The organism is Plantimonas leprariae (genome assembly GCF_008802405.1).
GTDB classification, from domain to species: Bacteria; Pseudomonadota; Alphaproteobacteria; order Rhizobiales; family Rhizobiaceae; genus Plantimonas; species Plantimonas leprariae.
Genome location: NZ_VZDO01000019.1, coordinates 26429 through 43703 on the forward strand (window position 1 = coordinate 26429; position 17275 = coordinate 43703).

22 protein-coding genes are annotated in these 17275 nt (G+C 70.7%); 13 read left to right on the plus strand and 9 right to left on the minus strand.

The genetic code is table 11. The annotated features are described in order from the left end of the window. Window positions 1–3 precede the first annotated feature (3 nt). Window positions 4–645, minus strand: coding sequence for a hypothetical protein (locus F6X38_RS19370; RefSeq protein ID WP_150972615.1), 642 nt, complete (start codon window positions 643–645; stop codon window positions 4–6). Window positions 646–786: 141 nt separating this feature from the next. Here F6X38_RS19370 and ftsE point away from each other — a divergent pair, with 141 nt between their 5' ends. The 4 genes from ftsE to F6X38_RS19390 all read left to right on the plus strand — a co-directional run bounded on the left by ftsE (window position 787) and on the right by F6X38_RS19390 (window position 4230). Next, a complete protein-coding gene (gene ftsE / locus F6X38_RS19375) occupies window positions 787–1446 on the plus strand; it encodes a cell division ATP-binding protein FtsE (RefSeq protein ID WP_150972617.1) in 660 nt (219 codons plus the stop codon). Beyond that, complete coding sequence (locus tag F6X38_RS19380; RefSeq protein ID WP_150972619.1) at window positions 1439–2425, plus strand: cell division protein FtsX; 987 nt, start codon at window positions 1439–1441, stop codon at window positions 2423–2425. The genes ftsE and F6X38_RS19380 overlap by 8 nt, the downstream gene beginning before the upstream one ends. 111 nt (window positions 2426–2536) lie before the next feature. Beyond that, a complete protein-coding gene (locus F6X38_RS19385) occupies window positions 2537–3271 on the plus strand; it encodes a YdcF family protein (RefSeq protein ID WP_150972630.1) in 735 nt (244 codons plus the stop codon). A 101-nt stretch (window positions 3272–3372) separates the two neighbouring features. Continuing rightward, the gene (locus tag F6X38_RS19390; RefSeq protein ID WP_150972632.1) at window positions 3373–4230 is read left to right on the plus strand and encodes a lysophospholipid acyltransferase family protein; all 858 of its coding nucleotides are present in this window, start codon (window positions 3373–3375) and stop codon (window positions 4228–4230) included. Here F6X38_RS19390 and F6X38_RS19395 read toward each other — a convergent pair. After that, window positions 4149–4664, minus strand: coding sequence for a gamma-glutamylcyclotransferase (locus F6X38_RS19395; protein ID WP_150972634.1), 516 nt, complete (start codon window positions 4662–4664; stop codon window positions 4149–4151). The genes F6X38_RS19390 and F6X38_RS19395 overlap by 82 nt on opposite strands. Window positions 4665–4691: 27 nt before the next feature. Between F6X38_RS19395 and F6X38_RS19400 the strand changes: the two genes are divergently transcribed. Continuing rightward, a complete protein-coding gene (locus F6X38_RS19400) occupies window positions 4692–5723 on the plus strand; it encodes a DUF2125 domain-containing protein (RefSeq protein WP_150972636.1) in 1032 nt (343 codons plus the stop codon). Window positions 5724–5726: 3 nt separating this feature from the next. Here the strand turns inward: F6X38_RS19400 and F6X38_RS19405 are convergent, their stop codons facing one another. From F6X38_RS19405 to pheA, 3 genes are read right to left on the minus strand one after another with little or no spacing between them, the layout of a single operon-like run. Further along, complete coding sequence (locus F6X38_RS19405) at window positions 5727–6650, minus strand: prephenate/arogenate dehydrogenase family protein (protein WP_150972638.1); 924 nt, start codon at window positions 6648–6650, stop codon at window positions 5727–5729. Continuing rightward, the gene (gene hisC / locus F6X38_RS19410; RefSeq protein ID WP_150972640.1) at window positions 6647–7750 is read right to left on the minus strand and encodes a histidinol-phosphate transaminase; all 1104 of its coding nucleotides are present in this window, start codon (window positions 7748–7750) and stop codon (window positions 6647–6649) included. The genes F6X38_RS19405 and hisC overlap by 4 nt, the downstream gene beginning before the upstream one ends. 29 nt (window positions 7751–7779) lie before the next feature. After that, window positions 7780–8541: a chorismate mutase gene (gene pheA / locus F6X38_RS19415; RefSeq protein WP_150972642.1), complete on the minus strand. Its 762-nt coding sequence runs from the start codon at window positions 8539–8541 to the stop codon at window positions 7780–7782. Between the two features lie 132 nt (window positions 8542–8673). Between pheA and metX the strand changes: the two genes are divergently transcribed. Next, complete coding sequence (gene metX / locus F6X38_RS19420; RefSeq protein ID WP_150972643.1) at window positions 8674–9858, plus strand: homoserine O-acetyltransferase MetX; 1185 nt, start codon at window positions 8674–8676, stop codon at window positions 9856–9858. A gap of 4 nt (window positions 9859–9862) precedes the next feature. Then, entirely contained in the window at window positions 9863–10525 is a 663-nt protein-coding gene (metW, locus tag F6X38_RS19425; RefSeq protein ID WP_150972645.1) for a methionine biosynthesis protein MetW, read from the plus strand. 7 nt (window positions 10526–10532) lie between these two features. On the opposite strand, the gene F6X38_RS19430 is transcribed toward metW, so the two are convergent. Next, window positions 10533–11513: an aldo/keto reductase gene (locus F6X38_RS19430; RefSeq protein ID WP_150972647.1), complete on the minus strand. Its 981-nt coding sequence runs from the start codon at window positions 11511–11513 to the stop codon at window positions 10533–10535. Between the two features lie 51 nt (window positions 11514–11564). Then, window positions 11565–12332 (minus strand): class I SAM-dependent methyltransferase, encoded by a 768-nt coding sequence (locus tag F6X38_RS19435; protein WP_150972649.1) that lies wholly within the window; start codon window positions 12330–12332, stop codon window positions 11565–11567. 89 nt (window positions 12333–12421) lie between these two features. Between F6X38_RS19435 and gloB the strand changes: the two genes are divergently transcribed. The 4 genes from gloB to F6X38_RS19455 are packed head-to-tail and all read left to right on the plus strand — an operon-like array spanning window position 12422 to window position 14279. Continuing rightward, a complete protein-coding gene (gene gloB, locus F6X38_RS19440) occupies window positions 12422–13192 on the plus strand; it encodes a hydroxyacylglutathione hydrolase (protein WP_150972651.1) in 771 nt (256 codons plus the stop codon). Then, on the plus strand, window positions 13192–13653 hold the full coding sequence (locus F6X38_RS19445; RefSeq protein ID WP_150972653.1) for a cupin domain-containing protein: 462 nt from the start codon (window positions 13192–13194) through the stop codon (window positions 13651–13653). Before gloB ends, F6X38_RS19445 begins: the two co-directional genes overlap by 1 nt. Window positions 13654–13702: 49 nt before the next feature. Then, entirely contained in the window at window positions 13703–13984 is a 282-nt protein-coding gene (locus tag F6X38_RS19450) for a type II toxin-antitoxin system RelE/ParE family toxin (protein ID WP_150972655.1), read from the plus strand. Then, the gene (locus F6X38_RS19455; RefSeq protein ID WP_150972657.1) at window positions 13959–14279 is read left to right on the plus strand and encodes a HigA family addiction module antitoxin; all 321 of its coding nucleotides are present in this window, start codon (window positions 13959–13961) and stop codon (window positions 14277–14279) included. The genes F6X38_RS19450 and F6X38_RS19455 overlap by 26 nt, the downstream gene beginning before the upstream one ends. Before the next feature lies 1 nt (window position 14280). Here the strand turns inward: F6X38_RS19455 and yddG are convergent, their stop codons facing one another. Both yddG and F6X38_RS19465 read right to left on the minus strand, forming a co-directional pair. Beyond that, entirely contained in the window at window positions 14281–15174 is an 894-nt protein-coding gene (yddG, locus tag F6X38_RS19460) for an aromatic amino acid exporter YddG (RefSeq protein ID WP_150972659.1), read from the minus strand. A gap of 5 nt (window positions 15175–15179) precedes the next feature. Continuing rightward, window positions 15180–15965, minus strand: coding sequence for a DUF3108 domain-containing protein (locus tag F6X38_RS19465; protein WP_150972661.1), 786 nt, complete (start codon window positions 15963–15965; stop codon window positions 15180–15182). A gap of 235 nt (window positions 15966–16200) precedes the next feature. On the opposite strand from F6X38_RS19465, the gene rpmB reads away from it, so the two are divergent. Together rpmB and F6X38_RS19475 are read left to right on the plus strand one after the other, a co-directional pair. Continuing rightward, window positions 16201–16512 (plus strand): 50S ribosomal protein L28, encoded by a 312-nt coding sequence (gene rpmB, locus F6X38_RS19470; protein ID WP_150972663.1) that lies wholly within the window; start codon window positions 16201–16203, stop codon window positions 16510–16512. Window positions 16513–16583: 71 nt separating this feature from the next. Continuing rightward, a complete protein-coding gene (locus F6X38_RS19475) occupies window positions 16584–17270 on the plus strand; it encodes a queuosine precursor transporter (RefSeq protein WP_202618035.1) in 687 nt (228 codons plus the stop codon). Window positions 17271–17275 lie beyond the last annotated feature (5 nt).

A 17275-nucleotide genomic window follows, 5' to 3' on the forward strand; every position in this document is an offset into this window, starting at 1 on the left:
GCGTCAGGGTCGGCTCCAGTCGTTGCCGGCGAGGGAAACGCCGACCGTTGCCGCGGTGGTAGCCGAGGGAACGGCGAGCGTCGAGTGGAAGAACAGCGAGCGGCCGGGCGCGAGCAGCCGGGCGCTCGGCCGCACGGTACGGCTGAAGCCCGGCGCGCCGACGATCAGCGCCGGCACGGTGCGCGCCTCGGCCGAGACGTTCCGGATGCGCCCTTCGATCTCCAGCACCGCGGCGCCGCCGTGCGACGCGACGCTGCTGCGGGTTTCCGCGAGCGCGAAGGCGGGCGCCCGAATCGCCGCCGGCGCGGGACGCTCGGCGCGCGCCGCGGGGAGAAACGCGGCACCGGCGATGGCGAGCATCGCCACGCAACTGGCCGCGGCGAGCATCCGCCGCCGGCCGGGAAGGCCGAGGCGGCGAGGTCCCGCCGTCGCGCCCGGCCAGCGGACGCTGCCCGGAAACACGAGGTCCGGGCGGAACGGCCGGACGGTGCGCGGGAACGGCGGCGGCTCGCTCGCCGAGGGCCGGTTGTCGTTGATCGGCGGCTCGGCCGGACGCACGCGCGCCCCGGCCACCCGTCCGATCACCACGGCTTCCCCGTCGATCACCGGCGGCTCCGCCGTCCGGCGGGTGCGGCGCGCTTGCATGGGCTGGCCCCCTCGAAGGCGAAAAGTTCACGAAGGGTTAAGCCTTCATGGTTAACGGAAGCTGAAGCGCCCGCCGGGACCACGGCCCGAAATCGACACGAAGCGGCGCTTGGTGAAGGGGAACGCTCGCAAGGAGGCGCGGTGATTCGGTTCGAGAACGTGGGGCTCCGCTACGACATGGGGCCGGAAGTGCTCCGGGATCTCTCCTTCGAGATCCGGCGGCAGTCGTTCCAGTTCCTGACCGGGCCGTCCGGGGCGGGCAAGACCAGCCTGCTCCGCATGCTGTTCCTCGCCTTGAAGCCGACGCGCGGCCTGATCACCATGCTCGGCCGCGACGTCTCGACGCTGGCGCGCTCCGACCTGCCGGCGATCCGCCGCCGCATCGGCGTCGTGTTTCAGGACTTCCGCCTCCTCGACCACCTGACGACCTACGAGAACGTCGCGCTGCCGCTCCGCGTCCGGGGCAAGGCGGAATCGAGCTACCGCCAGGACGTCGTCGACCTGATCAAATGGGTCGGGCTCGGCGAGCGGATGAACGCGCTGCCCGTCGTCCTTTCCGGCGGCGAGAAGCAGCGCGCCGCGATCGCGCGGGCCCTCATCGACCAGCCGGACGTCCTCCTCGCCGACGAGCCGACCGGCAACGTCGACCCGCCGCTGGCCAAACGCCTGCTCCGCCTGTTCATGGAGCTGAACCGCACCGGCACCGCCGTGGTGATCGCGACGCACGACCTCGCCCTGATGGACCAGGTCGAGGCGCGGCGGCTGATCCTCCATGACGGGAGGCTGGAAATCTATGACTGACGCCGCCCGCCCGGCCGCCGAGGCGACGAAACCGGCAGCGCGCCGCGACGCGCCGGCGAAGACCCGCCCGACGCCGATCGTGCCGCCCGCCAACGTCGCGGGGCGCGCCCTGATGACCGTTATCGGCATCATGACCTTCCTCGCCAGTTTGACGCTCGGCGCGGTGACGCTGATCTCCGATACCGCTTCCGTCTGGGAATCGCAGATCTCGCGCGAGGTGACGGTGCAGGTGCGGCCCGACGACGGGCTCGACATGGCGGCGGCCCTCGACACGGTGCGCAAAGTCGCGCTCGGCATCCCCGGCGTCGCCAGCGCGGAAGCCATGACCGACGACGCGACCTCGCGCCTGCTCGAACCCTGGCTCGGCGAAGGGCTCGACCTCGACGAACTGCCGGTGCCGCGCCTCGTGCTGATCGGCATCGACGAACGCGCCCCGCCGGACTTCGCGGCCTTGCGCGCCCGGATCGTCGCCGCCGTGCCGCAGGCGAGCCTCGACGACCACCGCGCCTGGGTATCGCGCCTCGTCGCCATGGCGAACGCCACCGTCGTCGTCGGCGTCGCCATCCTCCTGCTCGTCGTCGTCGCCACCGTGCTGACCGTCGTCTTCGCGACGCGCGGCGCGATGAGCGGCAACCGGCACATCGTCGAGGTGCTGCATTTCGTCGGCGCGCGGCCGGCCTTCATCGCCGGCGAGTTCGAGCGGCACTTCCTGAAGCTCGGCCTCTACGGCGCGCTGGCGGGCGGCGTCTGCGCCGTCCTCGTCTTTCTTGGCATGGGCCTCTGGACGCGCTCGAACCAGGCGACGCCGGAGGCCGACCAGATCAGCGCGCTGTTCGGCTCCTTCGCCATCGGCTGGACCGGCTATGTCGGCGTCCTGCTGACGGTCGCGGCGGTCGGCGGCATCACCGCGGTCACCTCGCGCCTCACCGTCACGCGCCAGCTCGCGGCCATCGACATGCTCTCGCCGGTGGAAAGCTGACGCAAACGGCGGGAGCCTGCCACGGTTCTGGCGCGTTATCGTCCGATAAGGAACCGGAAAGGGTTTGAGGCCAGATTGGGGTTAACGCTTCGCAAGGGCGACCGCCGCAACATGACGCCGCTTGAACAGACGATCGGGAGCATCGGGCCGGCGGCCGCGCACGACGCGCGGCCCCGCACCCGCTCGCTCCGGCGTCTCCTGCGGCGCGGCGCGTTCGCCCTGGTGCTCGGCTCCACCTTCGCGGCGGGCTATCTCGCCGGCGGCTTCGTGCGCTTCGCGCAGGAAGTGTCGGAATTCTCCCGCGCCGCCGCGATCGGGCGGGCCGACGGCATCGTGGTGCTGACCGGCGGCGCGCTCCGGCTCGACCAGGCGATGGACCTCCTGAAGGACGGCAAGGCGCGGCGGCTCCTGATCAGCGGCGTCAATCCCGGCACCAGCGCGCGGACCCTGTCGAAGCTGACCGCCACCGACCGCCGCTTGTTCGACTGCTGCGTCGACCTCGACTACGCCGCGCTGAACACCGTCGGCAACGCCGAGATGACCGACCGCTGGGCGCGGCGGCAGGGATTCGACGACCTGATCCTCGTCACCAGCGACTACCACATGCCGCGCACGCTCCTGGAATTCGAGCGCTTCGCCCACGTGCCGGTGATCAAGCCCTATGCCGTGGCGCGGGCCGACCTCTGGCAGGAGGGCGGCGGCATGCCGAGCGCCCGGGGCGTGAAGGTGCTCTTCGTCGAATACGCCAAGCTTCTCGCCACGCGCCTGCGCATGGCAGCCGGCATGGAGGCCTCGCCCGCCGCGGTGGACGAGACGGCGCGAAGCTTCGACCGCCGCGCCTCCTGACCGGCGCGGCCCTTCCGCTTCCCCGCCGAATGGTGCATTCCTCCGCGCCGCCCGCCGCCCCCGGGCCCGAGGGAAACGCCAGCCATGCCAGCCATCCGCCGATGACCGCCCTTCGCTCGGCCGCGTTCGGGGTGCTGCTCTACGGCTACCTGATCCTTTTCCTCGTCGTGTTCCTGCCGGTCTTCCATTTCTCCGGCGACGATTTCGCCTGGAATGCGACGCGGCGCTGGGGCCGCTCGGCGATGCGGCTGCACCGCTTCGTGGTGGGCACCGATGCGGTGTTCGAGGGGCTCGGCAACGTGCCGGCCGGCGCGGCGATCGTCGCGTCCAAGCACCAGTCCTACTGGGAAACGCTCGGCTTCGTGACCGTCCTCGACCGGCCGGCCTTCATCCTGAAGAAGGAGCTGATGCGGCTGCCGCTGTTCGGCACCTACATGCGCCGGCTCGGCATGATCCCGGTCGACCGGACGCGCCGCGGCGCGACCATGCAGTCGATGATGGAGGGCGCGCGCCGGGCCGCGGCGCAAGGCCGGCCGATCGTGATCTTTCCGGAAGGCACGCGCACGAAGCCGGGCGTTGCCGCCGATCCGCGGCCGGGCGTCTTCTTCCTTTGCGACGAGCTGAAGGTCCCGGTGATCCCGGCGGCGCTGAATTCCGGCCTCTACTGGCCGCGCGACAAGGGCCTCTACCGGCCGGGCACGATCCGCGTCCGCTTCCTGCCCGCCCTGCCGCAGGGGCTGGCGCGCCCCGACTTCCTCCAGCGGCTGAAGCGGGACATGGAGGGCGCGGCGCTCGAGCTTCTCGCGCGGGCGCATGCCGACGACCCGGACCTGCCGCTGCCGCAGGCCGCCGCCGAGGCGCTGGCGGGCGAGACGCTTCAGAGCCGCGCGACCACCGCTTCCAGCCAGCGGTCGGTGAGCCCCAGCCCGACGATCTCGGCGAACGAGGAGCGGACATAGTCGGCGTTCGCGCCGGAGCGCCCGTGCGAACCGGAAACGATGCGGGCCGCGTCCTCGACGCCGATCCGGCCGGCATATTGCGAATGGCCGCGGTCGGCGACGAAGGTCAGCGCGTGGATGCGCCGCCCGTCGAAGGTCGCCACCGCCAGCGTCGTCTCGCGGTAGACGCCGGTGACGAGCTCGCGCTCGCGCAGATAACCGACCGTCGCCTCCGCCTGCCCCGCCGCCACGCGGAACGCCATGCCGATGCACGAGCCGCCCCGGTCGAGGCCGAAGACGAGGCCCGGCCGCTCCGGCGTGCCCCGATGCACGAAGGAGCGGATGCAGAGCGAGCGATGGTAGCCGCCGAGCCGCGCCTTGACGCGCTCCTCGAAGGCGAAGCCGGGTTGCCAGATGAGCGAGCCGTAGCCAAAAACCCAAAGATCGGCGGTCATGGATCCGCGCAATAGGGACATTCCGGCATGACCACAACCGCCGCCGCGAAACCGGGGCGCTCGCGCCGCGCCTTCGGCTGGATCGCAGCGATCGTCGTGATCCTGGCGCTCGCGCTGACGGGGGCTTGGTACTACGCGGCGAACCGGCTCGACGCGTCGGTCCGCGCCGCGATCGAGGCGGCGGCCGGCGGCGGCACGGCGATCGGTTGCGACAACAGGGAAGTGTTCGGCTACCCGTTCCGCATCGGGCTGCGCTGCGCCGCGACCGGCATGGAGGTGCCGGCGAAGGGCATCCGCGCCTCCGCCGGGGCGCTCCGCACCGCCGCGCAGCTCTACCAGCCGACGCGCGTCGTCGCCGAGCTCGACGGGCCGCTCCTTCTCGACCTGCCGACCGCGCCGCCGCTCGACATCCGCTGGCGGCTGCTGGATTCCAGCGCGCGCTTCTCCTTCGACGGCCTGCAGCGGCTCGACGTCGTGGTGGAGGCGCCGGACGTGGCGCTGGCCGATCCCGCCGGGGCGCGCTCGCCGCTCCTCGCCTCGAACCATCTCGAAGCGCATGCCCGCCGGAACGGCGCCGACCTCGACGTCGCCTTCTCGAACAGCGGGATCGCGGCGGCGCGGCCGGGCTACGAGGCGCTGCCGCCCTTCGACCTCGCCGCCGATCTCACCGTCGCGGGCGCGGCCGGCTGGATGGCCGGCGAGCGGCCGGGGAACACCTTCGGCGAAGCGCTGCGCGGCCGCTCGGGCACGCTCCGCTCGCTGGCGCTGCGTTCCAGCGCGCCGGGCAACCCCGCCGCCGAACTGTCGGGGCCGTTCGCCGTCGACCGGGAAGGCCGCGTTTCTGGCCGCTTCAGGGTGGCGATGAGCGATCCGGCCGCGATCGCCGACCTTGCCGGGCGCTTCGTGCCGGAGTTCGGGGGGCTCGCCGGCACGCTCGCTTCCGGCATCGGCATGGTGGGCCGGCAGGAGAACGGGCAGACGGTGATCGAGATCGACGTCAAGCGCGGCAAGGCCTCGCTCGGCTTCATCCCGCTCGGGCGCATCCCGCCGCTCGAGTGAGGTTCAGCGCGACTGCGGCGTGCGCCCGAAGTTCGGAGCTGCCGTGTCCTGGCCGGCCTCGACGATGGAGCGGCGGATGGCACGGGTGCGGGTGAAGAGGTCGAACAGCATATCGCCGTCGCCCCAGCGGATCGCGCGCTGCAGCGAGGCGAGATCCTCCGAGAACCGCCCGAGCATCTCCAGCACCGCCTCGCGGTTGGTCAGGAAGACGTCGCGCCACATCGTCGGGTCGGAGGCCGCGATGCGGGTGAAGTCGCGGAAGCCCGAGGCGGAGAACTTGATGACCTCCTGCTGCGTCACGGTCTCGAGGTCCGCCGCCGTGCCGACGATGTTGTAGGCGATGAGGTGGGGCAGGTGGGAGACGATCGCGAGCACGAGGTCGTGGTGCTCCACGGACATTCGTTCGACGCGTGCGCCGAAGGCTCGCCAGAGCGCGGCGAGACGCTCGCTTGCCTCCTCCGACGTTTCCTCCAAGGGCGTCAGGATCGTCCAGCGGTTCTCGAAGAGTTCGAGAAAGCCGGAATCGGGACCTGAGTTCTCGGTGCCCGCAAGCGGGTGTGCGGGCACGAATTGCGCATGCTTCGGCACATGCGGACGCATCGCCGCGATTACCGCGCCCTTTACCGAACCGACGTCGGAAACGATCGCGCCGGGTTTCAACGCGTGGGCGATCGATTGCATCACCGGACCCGAGGCGCCGACGGGGACCGAAAGAATGACGAGATCGGCGTTCCGTACCGCGTCCGCCGGGTCGGAATGATAGCTCGTGCCGAGCTCCAACTCCTCGGCGCGCCTCAGCGTGTCCTCGCCACGCGTCGAGATGGCGACGTGGGCCGCAAGGCCCCGCTCGCGGATATTGATGGCGATCGACGAGCCGATATGCCCGATGCCGATCAACGCGACCTTCTCGAAGAGGGGCTCGGTCATGCCGCCAGGAACTCCTTCAGCGCCGCGACGACGCCGCGATTGGCCTCTTCCGATCCGATCGTCATCCGCAGCGCGTTCGGCAGGCCGTAGGACGAGACGCGGCGGAGGATGTAGCCCCGCGCCGTCAGGAAGGCGTCGGCGTCGGCCGCCGTCCGGCCGGCGGCTTCCGGGAAGTGGATCAGCACGAAGTTCGCGACGCTCGGCGCGACGTCGAGCCCGAGCGCGCGGATTTCGGCGCTCACCCGCTCCAGCCACTCGGCATTGTGCGCCACCGCCTTCGCCACGTGCTCGCGGTCGCGGATCGCCGCCGCGCCCGCCACCATCGCGGCGAAGTTGATGTTGAAGGGCGGGCGGATGCGCTCCACCGCGTCGACGATCGCCTCCGGCGCATACATCCAACCGATCCGGAGCGACGCCAGGCCGTAGATCTTCGACATCGTGCGGGTCATCACGACGTTGCCGCTGCCGGACACGAGTTCCATGCCGGACTCGTAGTCGTTGCGGCGCACGTATTCCGCATAGGCGGCGTCGAGGACGAGGAGGACGTGCCCCGGCAGCCCGGCATGGAGACGGCGAACCTCGTCGAAGGGCAGGTAGGTGCCGGTCGGGTTGTTCGGATTGGCGAGGAAGACGATCCTCGTCCTCGGGCTAACGGCCGCCAGCATCCGGTCGACGTCGGCGCGGAGGTCGGTTTCCGGCACGACCACCGGCGTCGCGCCGTTCGAGCGCGTGTAGATCTCGTAGATCGAGAAGGCGTGTTCCGTGTAGATCGCCTCGTCGCCGTCCGCGAGATAGGCGGCGCAGAGGAACTGCAGCAACTCGCCCGAGCCGTTGCCGCACAGGATGTTGCGCGGGTTCAGACCGTGCACCTCGGCGATCGCCTCGCGCAGCAGGGTGGACTGCCCGTCCGGATAGATCTCCAGCCTGTCGGCAAGGCCCGCCAGCGCCTCCCGCACGCGCGGCGAAGGGCCGAGCGGCGTCTCGTTGGCCGAAAGCTTGTGGAGCCTGACGCCGGCCGGCGCCTTGGACTTGCCCGGCACGTAGGCCGCGATGTCCAGGATGCCCTTGCGCGGAACGGGCCGGCTCGCCGCGGTCGACATGGCGGAAATTCCCGAAAAGAAAGGGCGGATCAGCCGTCCACCCGGAGCGGTGCCGCATAGCCGCCGACCGCGCGGATGTCGAGACCGGCGTCTTCCAGCAGCGCCGCGTCGCGCGCCGCGACGAGGATGGAGCCGTTCGCGCTCGCCAGCGTCTCGACGCCCGGAAGCTCGGCTGGGACCTTGCCGCGGACGGCGTAGCAGCCGACCTCGAACGGCACCGGATCGGCGAGCGGCGGAGCCAGCACCAGCGCGCGCACCCGGTTTCCCGAGCGCTGGAGGAACGGCAGCCGCGCCACGACCTGCGCCTGTTCGAGGCCGTTCCACCAGGCGGTCGCCGCACGGTCGAGGAGCACGAGGCCGAGCTTGTCGGTGCCGCCATCCTCCAGCCACGAAACCACGTCCGCCGCTCTGTTCTCGACTTTCAGCGGCACGGTGAAGCCGAAGGTGAAGCGCGCCGTCTCGACCGCCCCGACCGGATCGCCGTCGGCGCCGACCGACACGGTGAAGGGGGCCTGCAGCGCGGTGAAGGTCGAGATGATCTCGCGCCAGAGATGCTCCACGGCGCCGAGCGGCAGGTTGCCGGTGTGGCGGGCGGCGAGCCGCCGCATCATGTCGGCCTCGCGCCCCGGCCGGAAGGCCGCGCCGCTCTTCGCGGTACCCTTCACCTCGATCAGCTCGTCGATCACGGTGGCGCGCTGGATCAGGAGGCGGTGGACGGACTCGTCGATCGCGTCGATCATGGCGCGCAGCTCGCCGAGCCGATGCGGGTCGCCCCCCTTCGCTTCCGTCATGGCGCTGCCCTCTCCTGTCTGCCGGACGCTGTAAAGGCTGGAGAGTGCCATGCAAAGGGTGGGCCGGCTTGCATTGGGGCCGCGCTCGTGATGTCTGGCCGCCACACCGACGAAAGCTCAAGCACCACCGCCATGACCATCCAGGTCGCCGCCCGCATCGAGGACATCGAGGACGCCGCCGCGCGGGAAGCCCGCGCGCCCTCCAGCCTCGTCATGCGCTTTTCCGCCGACGAGCCGCTGCGGCTCGACGCCGGCCGGGAGCTCGCGCCGTTCCAGATCGCCTACACGACGGCGGGCGAGCTGAACGCCGCGAAGTCGAACGCCATTCTGGTCTGCCATGCCCTCACGGGCGACCAGTACGTGGCATCCCGCAACCCGGTCACCGGCAAGCCCGGCTGGTGGGAAACCTTGGTCGGGCCGGGCAAGCCGATCAACACGCGGAAATATTTCGTCGTCTGCTCCGACGTCGTCGGCGGCTGCATGGGCTCGACGGGGCCCGCCGCGATCGATCCCGCGACGGGCGAGCCCTACGGCATCACGCTGCCCGTCCTCACCATCCGCGACATGGTGCGGGCGCAGGCGATGCTGATCGACCGGCTCGGCATCGACACGCTCTTCGCCGTGGTCGGCGGTTCGATGGGCGGCATGCAGGTGCTCGAATGGGCGGTCAGCTACCCGACCCGTGTCTTCGCGGCGCTGCCGATCGCGACCGGCGCGCGCCATTCCTCGCAGAACATCGCCTTCCACGAGGTCGGGCGGCAGGCCGTCGTCGCCGATCCCGAATGGCGCGGCGGGCGCTACATCCTCGAAGGGTCGCGGCCGCACAAGGGCCTCGCCGTCGCCCGGATGGCGGCGCACGTCACCTACCTTTCGGAAGCCGCGCTCGCCCGCAAGTTCGGCCGCAACCTCCAAGACCGCGAGGCGCTCGGCTTCGGCTTCGACGCGGATTTCCAGATCGAGAGCTACCTCCGCCACCAGGGCATGACCTTCGTCGACCGCTTCGACGCGAACTCCTACCTCTACCTCACCCGCGCCATGGACTATTTCGACATCGCGGCCGACTACGGCGGGCGGCTGGCCGACGCGTTCCGCGGCTCGCGGACCCGCTTCTGCCTGGTGTCCTTCACCTCCGACTGGCTGTTCCCGACCGGGGAAAGCCGCGCCGTCGTCCACGCGCTGAACGCGGTCGCGGCTTCCGTCTCGTTCGTCGAGGTGGAGACGGATCGCGGCCACGACGCCTTCCTGCTCGACGAGCCGGTGATGTTCGACGCGATCCGGGGTTTCGTCTCCTCGGCCGCCCGGGCAAGGGGGCTGTGAGGCGATGACCGACACGCTCATCGCCACCGCGCCCGTTCCGACCACCGCGACGGTGGAGGAACCGGCGGGCGGTCGCGTCGACCTCCAGGTCATCGCCGATCTCGTCGCGCAGGGCAGCCGCGTCCTCGACGTCGGCTGCGGCGACGGGGCGCTGCTCGCGATGCTGCGCGACAAGCGGCAGGTCGACGGGCGCGGCATCGAACTGAGCCAGGCCGGCGTCAACGAATGCGTCGCGCGCGGCCTGTCGGTGATCCAGGGCGATGCCGACCGCGACCTCGTCCACTACCCGGACGGCGCCTTCGACTACGTGATCCTGTCGCAGACGATCCAGGCGACGCGCGAGCCGAAGACCGTGCTCGCCGAACTCCTGCGCATCGGCGAGCGGGCGATCGTCTCGTTCCCGAACTTCGGGCACTGGACGATCCGGCTGCAGCTCGGCCTCCACGGGCGCATGCCGGTGACGCGGAACATCTCCTACGCCTGGTACGAGACGCCGAACATCCACTTCTGCACGATCCGCGACTTCGTCGCGCTCGCCGGGGAGCTCGGGGCGCGGATCGAGACTTCGGTCGCGCTCGACGCGGAAGGGGGGCGGCTCGGCCGCAAGCTCCCCTGGGGCCTCTGGAACCTCTTCGGCCAGCAGGGCGTCTTCGTGCTCAGCCGGTGAGCGCGCCCTACAGGTTCACCGTCTGCATGCCGGCATCCGCGTAGCGCTGGCCGGTCGCCACGTCCTTCGGGAAGGCGGCGTCGAGTTCCTCAAGGTCGGCCGCCGAGAGCGTGAGGCCGACGCCCTCGACGTTCTCCTCCAGGTAGCGGACGCGCTTGGTGCCGGGGATCGGCACGATGTCTTGTCCTTGCGCCAGCACCCAGGCGAGCGCCACCTGCGCCGCCGTGGCGTCGTGCTGCCTCGCCACCGCATTCACCGCGTCGACCAGCTTCAGGTTCTTCGCGAAGTTCGCTTCCGAGAAGCGCGGCGCGTTGCGGCGGAAGTCGTCCGCGGCGAGGTCGTCGCGCGACTTGATCTGCCCCGTCAGGAAGCCGCGTCCGAGCGGCGAATAGGGCACGAAGCCGATGCTCAAGCTTCGGCAGAGCCCGAGGAGTTCCTCCTCCGGCTCGCGGCTCCAGAGCGAGTATTCCGTCTGCAGCGCCGCGATCGGATGCTCCTTCACGGCGCGGCGGATCGTGGCGGGGCCGGCCTCCGACAGGCCGAGATGCATCACCTTGCCGGCGCGGACCAGTTCCCCCATCGCGCCGACGGTCTCCTCGATCGGAACATTCGGGTCGACGCGGTGCTGGTAGTAGAGGTCGATGTGATCGACCCCGAGGCGTTTCAGCGAGGCGTCGCAGGCCTGACGCACGTAGTCCGGCCGGCCGCTGATCCCGAGTCGCTCGCCCTTCGGTCCGCGGACGTTGCCGAACTTCGTCGCCAGCACCACGCCGTCGCGGCGGTCGCGGATGGCCTTCCCGACGAGTTCCTCGTTCTTCCCGACGCCGTACATGTCGGCCGTATCGAGGAAGTCGACGCCGAGATCGAGGGCGCGGTGGATGACGCCGATCGATTCCCGCTCGTCACCCGCGCCGTAGAACTCCGACATGCCCATGCAGCCGAGCCCGACCGCCGAGACGGAAAGGTCGCCGAGTTTGCGCGTGTCCATGGCATCACCCCTTCGTTGAGGCGCGGTGACCTAGGGCACGGCGGCGCTTCGTCAGCGGCTGTAACCGGCGCCCTGCGGCACGAGCACCGGCCGGACCAGGCGTCGCCGCTCGCGCCGGGCGTTGGCGACGGGGATGCCGCGATAGACCTGCTTCGTCGCGTCGACGATGGTGACGCCGGCGAAGAGCGGCCAGGCCCGCCGGCCGAAACCCTCCAGCCCCGCCGCGAAGCCGAGCAGCGAGCGCCGGCGGAACGGCGGGAAGTGCAGCGCCTCGGTCGCCCTGACCGGCGTGAACAACGCCTCGCGCAGGAGCCGCGCGAGCTGGCCGCGCGACCAGGGACGCCCGGAGCCGAAGGGCGTGTGGTCGAACCTCGTCCAGACGCCGCGCCGGTTCGGCACGACGACGACGACATGGCCGCCGGGCGCGAGCACGCGCCAGATCTCGCTGAGGAACTCCGGCGGGCTTTCGGCGAATTCCAGCGCATGGACGACGAGCACCCGGTCGACGGACGCGTCGCCGAGCGGCAGTTCCTCGATGTTCACCAATGCGGTCTGGGAAGGGCCGCCGAGCGGCCAGGGGATCGCGCCCTGCGCCGCCGGCATCAGTGCCACGGCGCGCTCGCAGTCCGGCCCGAAGCGGTCGAGGAACGGCACCGCGTAGCCGATGCCGACCAGCCGCTCCTCGCGGATCGGGTGCCAGAGCGGCGTCAGCGCGGCGGTGATGGCGCGCTCCGCGGCGACCCCCAGGCGCGAATCGTAGAACTCACGCAGCTCCAGGATGTCGGCATTGAGGTTCAGCGGCGCGGTCGGTCCGCTCATGCGGCGCCCGCGGAACGGGGCCGGGTTCGATTCGCGGCTTCGCGCGCTAGGTTGGCGTTTCGCATCGCCATCGTCATGCCGGATCCGCCATGCCCCGCGCCATCGTCCGCCAGTTTCCTTGCCGAAGCGACAATTTCGGCGTTTTGGTCCATGATCCGGCGAGCGGCAAGACCTTGTCGATCGACGCGCCGGAAGAGCGGCCGATCCTCGACGCGCTGGAGCGCGAGGGCTGGCGGCTCGACACGATTCTCACGACCCACCACCACGCCGACCATGTCGAGGCGAACGGGGCGTTGAAAGCCCGGTTCGGCTGCGAGATCGTCGGGCCGGCGAAGGAGCGCGCGAAGATCCCCGGCATCGACCGGACGGTGTCGGGCGGCGACCGGTTCCGGATCGGCGAATTCGCCATCGAGGTCATCGACACGCCCGGCCACACGCTCGGGCACGTGTCCTACTTCCTGCCGGATGAGAAGCTCCTCTTCGCCGCCGACACGCTGTTCTCGCTCGGTTGCGGCCGCCTGTTCGAGGGCGATCCGGCGACGATGTGGGCCTCCCTGCTTCGCCTCCGGGAACTGCCCGACGACACGATGCTGCATTGCGGCCACGAATACACCGCGACCAACGCCAGATTCGCCGTGGACGTCGACCCCGGCAACCCGGCGCTCCGCAACCGCGCCCTGGAAGTGGAGCGGCTGCGCGTCGCGCGCGAGGCGACGCTGCCCGTCCAGCTCGGCCAGGAGAAGCTGACGAACCCGTTCCTGCGCGCCGACAATCCCGAGCTCCAGGCCGAGATGGGGATGAGCGGCGCCGATCCGGTGGAGGTGTTCCGCACTTTGCGCGAAAGGCGGAACGGTTACTGATGGCGGCGGATGCGCAAGGCCTTATCCGGCAACTCGGCCTTCAGCGTCACCCGGAGGGCGGCTGGTATCGCGAGACCTTCCGCGACGAGAACGCCGATAGCGACGGCCGGGCGTTCTCGACCGCGATCTATTATCTGCTGGAGGCCGGCGACACATCGGAATGGCACCGCGTCACCGACGCGGCGGAGGTCTGGCACTGGTATGCCGGCGCGCCGCTGGTAATCACCGTCTCGCCGAACGGGCACGACGCGTCGGCGCGCCACCTGGGGCCGGACGTGGCGCACGGGCAGCACCCGCAGTTCGTGGTGCCGGCCGGCTGGTGGCAGACGGCGACGAGCCTCGGCGCCTTCACCCTCGTCGGCTGCACGGTGGCGCCGGCCTTCCGCTTCGAGAGCTTCGAGATGGCCCCACCCGACTGGCGCCCGACGCCGCGCCCGCCCGAAGGCCGCTCGCAATCTTGACGTCCGAGAGGCTGCATCCGATTGTAACGACCGACGTGACGACAACCGGATGATCGTCGGATTTCGAGACGCCGAGACCGAACTCGTCTGGTCGGGTCGTCGAAGCAGAAAGCTGCCGTCCGACATTCAAACCGTCGCTCTGCGGAAACTTCGGATGATCAACGCCGCCAGGAGATTGCAGGATCTGGCGGTACCTCCGAACAACCGGCTGGAAGCGCTGAAGGGTGATCGTGCAGGCGAGTACAGCATCCGCGTCAACCGGCAATGGCGCATCTGCTTCGTTTGGACGGAAGGAGGAGCGGCCGATGTCGGTATCGTCGACTATCACTGACGAGCTTCTGCAAAATCCGAGCCCGGGCGAGATTCTCGTCGAGGAATTTCTGGAGCCCTTAAAGCTCGGCCGAGACGCGCTCGCACGGGCGACCGGCATTTCGCTGCGTCGGATCAACGAGATCGCGGCGGGGAAGCGTGCGATCACGGCGGACACCGACTTGCGTCTCGCCCGCTACTTCGGGCTTTCGGACGGGTTCTGGCTCGGCCTGCAGGCGGAACACGACCTTTTGGATCGGCGACGTCTCATCGAGAAGGAGCTTGCGGCGATCGAGCCTATCGGACGAGCGGCCTGACTCAGCGGCACCCGAACATCGGCAGCGCTGCGAGGGCCGCGCCGGCGGTGATGAGCGCCGCCGCGAGGAGGAGGGCGGGCGAGGTCTCGGCTTCTCCTGCCGCCGCCAGGGCCAGCGTCGAGAGCAGCGGCGCGGCGTAGCTCGCGGCGCCGAGCAGCTGCACGTCGCCGCGCTTCATGCCGACGTCCCAGAGATAGAAGGCCGCGCCGACCGGCAGAAGGCCGAGCGCCGCGACCGCGAGCCACTCCGCCGCCGAGCCTGGCCAGACGGTCGGTTCGAACAGGAGGTGGCACCCGAGCGAGAGCACGGCGGTCGCCGCGCAGAAGCCGCAGACGATGCCGCTCGGCACGCTGCCGAAGCGCCGCGACAGCAGGGAATAGCCGGCCCACGTCAGCGCGCAGCCGAGCGCGAGCGCGTAGCCGAGGGCAAAGCGTCCCGAGAAGCCGGAGACGCCGCGCCCGCCGAGGATCGTCCCGGCCCCGGCGAGGGCGACCAGGGCGCCCGCGACGTGCCAGGCCCGCAGCCGCTCGCCCGGCAGGGCGGCGGAGCCGAGGACGATCAGCAGCGGCCAGAGATAGGCGATGAGGCTGGCCTCGGCGGCGGGCGCCGCGCGCAGCGCCGCGAAATAGAGCGCGTGGTAGCCGAACAGGCCGCCGACGCCGACGATCCAGACGCGGGGCGGCTGCCGGAAGGTAGCGCGAAGCTCGGCCGGCGAGGGGCGGCGGGCGAGGAGCCAGGCGACGCCCACCAGCGTGCCGAGCGCGAAGGTCAGGCTGGCCAGCTGGAACGGCGGCACCGAACCGCTCCGCGCCGTGAGAAGCGCCAGCAGCGACCACATCAGGATCGCCGCGAAGCCGGCGAGCGTCGCGCCCCCGCGGCCGTGCCGGCCGGCCATCCCCTTCACGGCTTGGCGAAGACGGCGGCGCGGAAGGTGAGGGGGCCGATCTCGGTCGGCACCTTGGCGTAGACCGGCGCGAAGATGCCGGTCTTGCCGACCGGCGCGAACCAGATCTCCATCGTCTGCTTCGCGATGAACTGCACGCCCTTCGAGGTCGGCTTGTAGCCGCTGATCGGCTCGACGCGCGCGGTGCAGACCACCGCGTCGCCCTCGAAGCCGTCGGTCGAGAACGGCTGGCGGCCGGCGGGCGCGAACCGCATGTCGAGCCGCGACCAGCCGTCGAAGAACGGCAGCGTGCGGGCGCAGAGGCCGTCCGACGACCGGCCGGCCTTGATCATCAGCCCGGTCAGCGGGTCGACCACCGAGCGGAGCTGGTTCTGAGTGACGGGAATAAAGTCCTTGCTCGCCGGGGCCTCCGGCTCGGCGGTGACGCTCGTCACGCGGCCCGAGCGGAAGGCGATGCTGGAGCGGAAGTGCTTCCGGTTCGAGGTGTAGTCGAGGTCGTAGGTCCCGGCCACGAGGCGGTCGGCGGCGATCCGGCCGGAAACGCGGCTCGTGCCCTTCACCGTCGACACGATGTCGGCGAGCCCGGTCGAGGTGAGCGTGCCGTCCACCGTGTAGCTGCCGCCGTCGATCCGGGTGACGAAGCTGGCGCGGCCGACCGGCAGGCCGATCAGTCCCACCGTGTAGCGGGTCGAGAGCGCCGGCGCCTCGGCCATGGCCGGCGGCGCGGGGAGCCCGAAGGCGGCGACGAGGCACAGGGCGCCCGGCAGGAGTCTCAGCAGCATGCGCCGTTCTCGAATTCGATCGGTGCGGGAATTGCTTCCCATGACATTTTCCGGGACCAGTGGAAAGGGCTCGCGATGCCCGCGCCGGTCCCGCGCGGTTGACCTTCGCGGCGGGTCCGGCTATGGAGCCGGCGATTTCCCGATCACGTTCCCGTGGGAGTTGACCGCGCCGTCCGTCCGGCGGCGCGCTTCCCGGCGGGTTTGACGGCTTGGAACGCTTTTGAGGATCTGATCAATGTCGCGCGCCTGCGAACTCACCGGCAAGGCCGTCCAGTACGGCAACAATGTCAGCCACGCGAACAACAAGACGCGTCGGCGCTTCCTGCCGAACCTGTCGAACGTCACGCTGATCTCCGACGCCCTCGGCCAGCGCGTCCGCCTGCGCGTCAGCGCGCACGGCCTGCGCTCGGTGGAGCACCGCGGCGGCCTCGACGCCTTCCTCCTGAAGGCGAAGGTCGAGGAGCTGTCGCCGAAGGCCCGCATCCTGAAGCGCCAGATCGCCAAGAAGCTCGCCGCCGAGAGCGCGCCGGCCGCCGCTTCCGCCTGATCGACCGGACCGGCGCGGGCGCGCGAGCGCCCCGCCGCTTCCGAGCTGGTTCCATCACCCAGGATAAAAAAATGCCTGCCGTCCGCTCCTATCTCGCGCCCGTCGCGACGATGGCGCTCGTGGTTCTCGCCTCGAACATCCTCGTCCAGTTCCCGATGGCCGGCCATCTCGGCCGCCTGCAGCTCGCGGACGTGCTGACCTGGGGCGCCTTCACCTACCCGTTCTCGTTCCTCGTGACGGACCTGTCGAACCGCTGGTACGGCCCGCGCTTCGCGCGCCGCGTCGTCTATGCGGGCTTCGCGGTGGCGGTCGCGGCTTCGATCCTCGCCCCGCCGGTCCTGTTCGATCTCGGCCTGCTCGAATTCGCCGCGACCGGCGATCGGCTGGTGCGGATCGCGCTGGCCTCCGGGGCCGCCTTCCTGCTCGCGCAGCTCCTCGACGTCTTCGTGTTCAGCCGCCTGCGGCAGGACCGCTGGTGGCGCGCGCCGGCCTTCGGCTCGCTCGCCGGCTCGGTGCTCGACACGACGGTGTTCTTCACGGTCGCCTTCGCGCCGTTCTTCGCCTTCGCGGGACCCGGCGACGATTTCGCGGCGGCCTCGGCCCCGCTCTTCGGCGTCCTCGCAGACGAAGCGCCGCGCTGGGTGTCCTGGGCGCTCGGCGATTTCTGCGTGAAGCTCCTCATCGCCGTCGTAGCGCTGATCCCCTACCGTGTCCTGATGCAGCGCGTCCTGCCGTACCGGACGCCGCAGGCCGCCTGACCGTC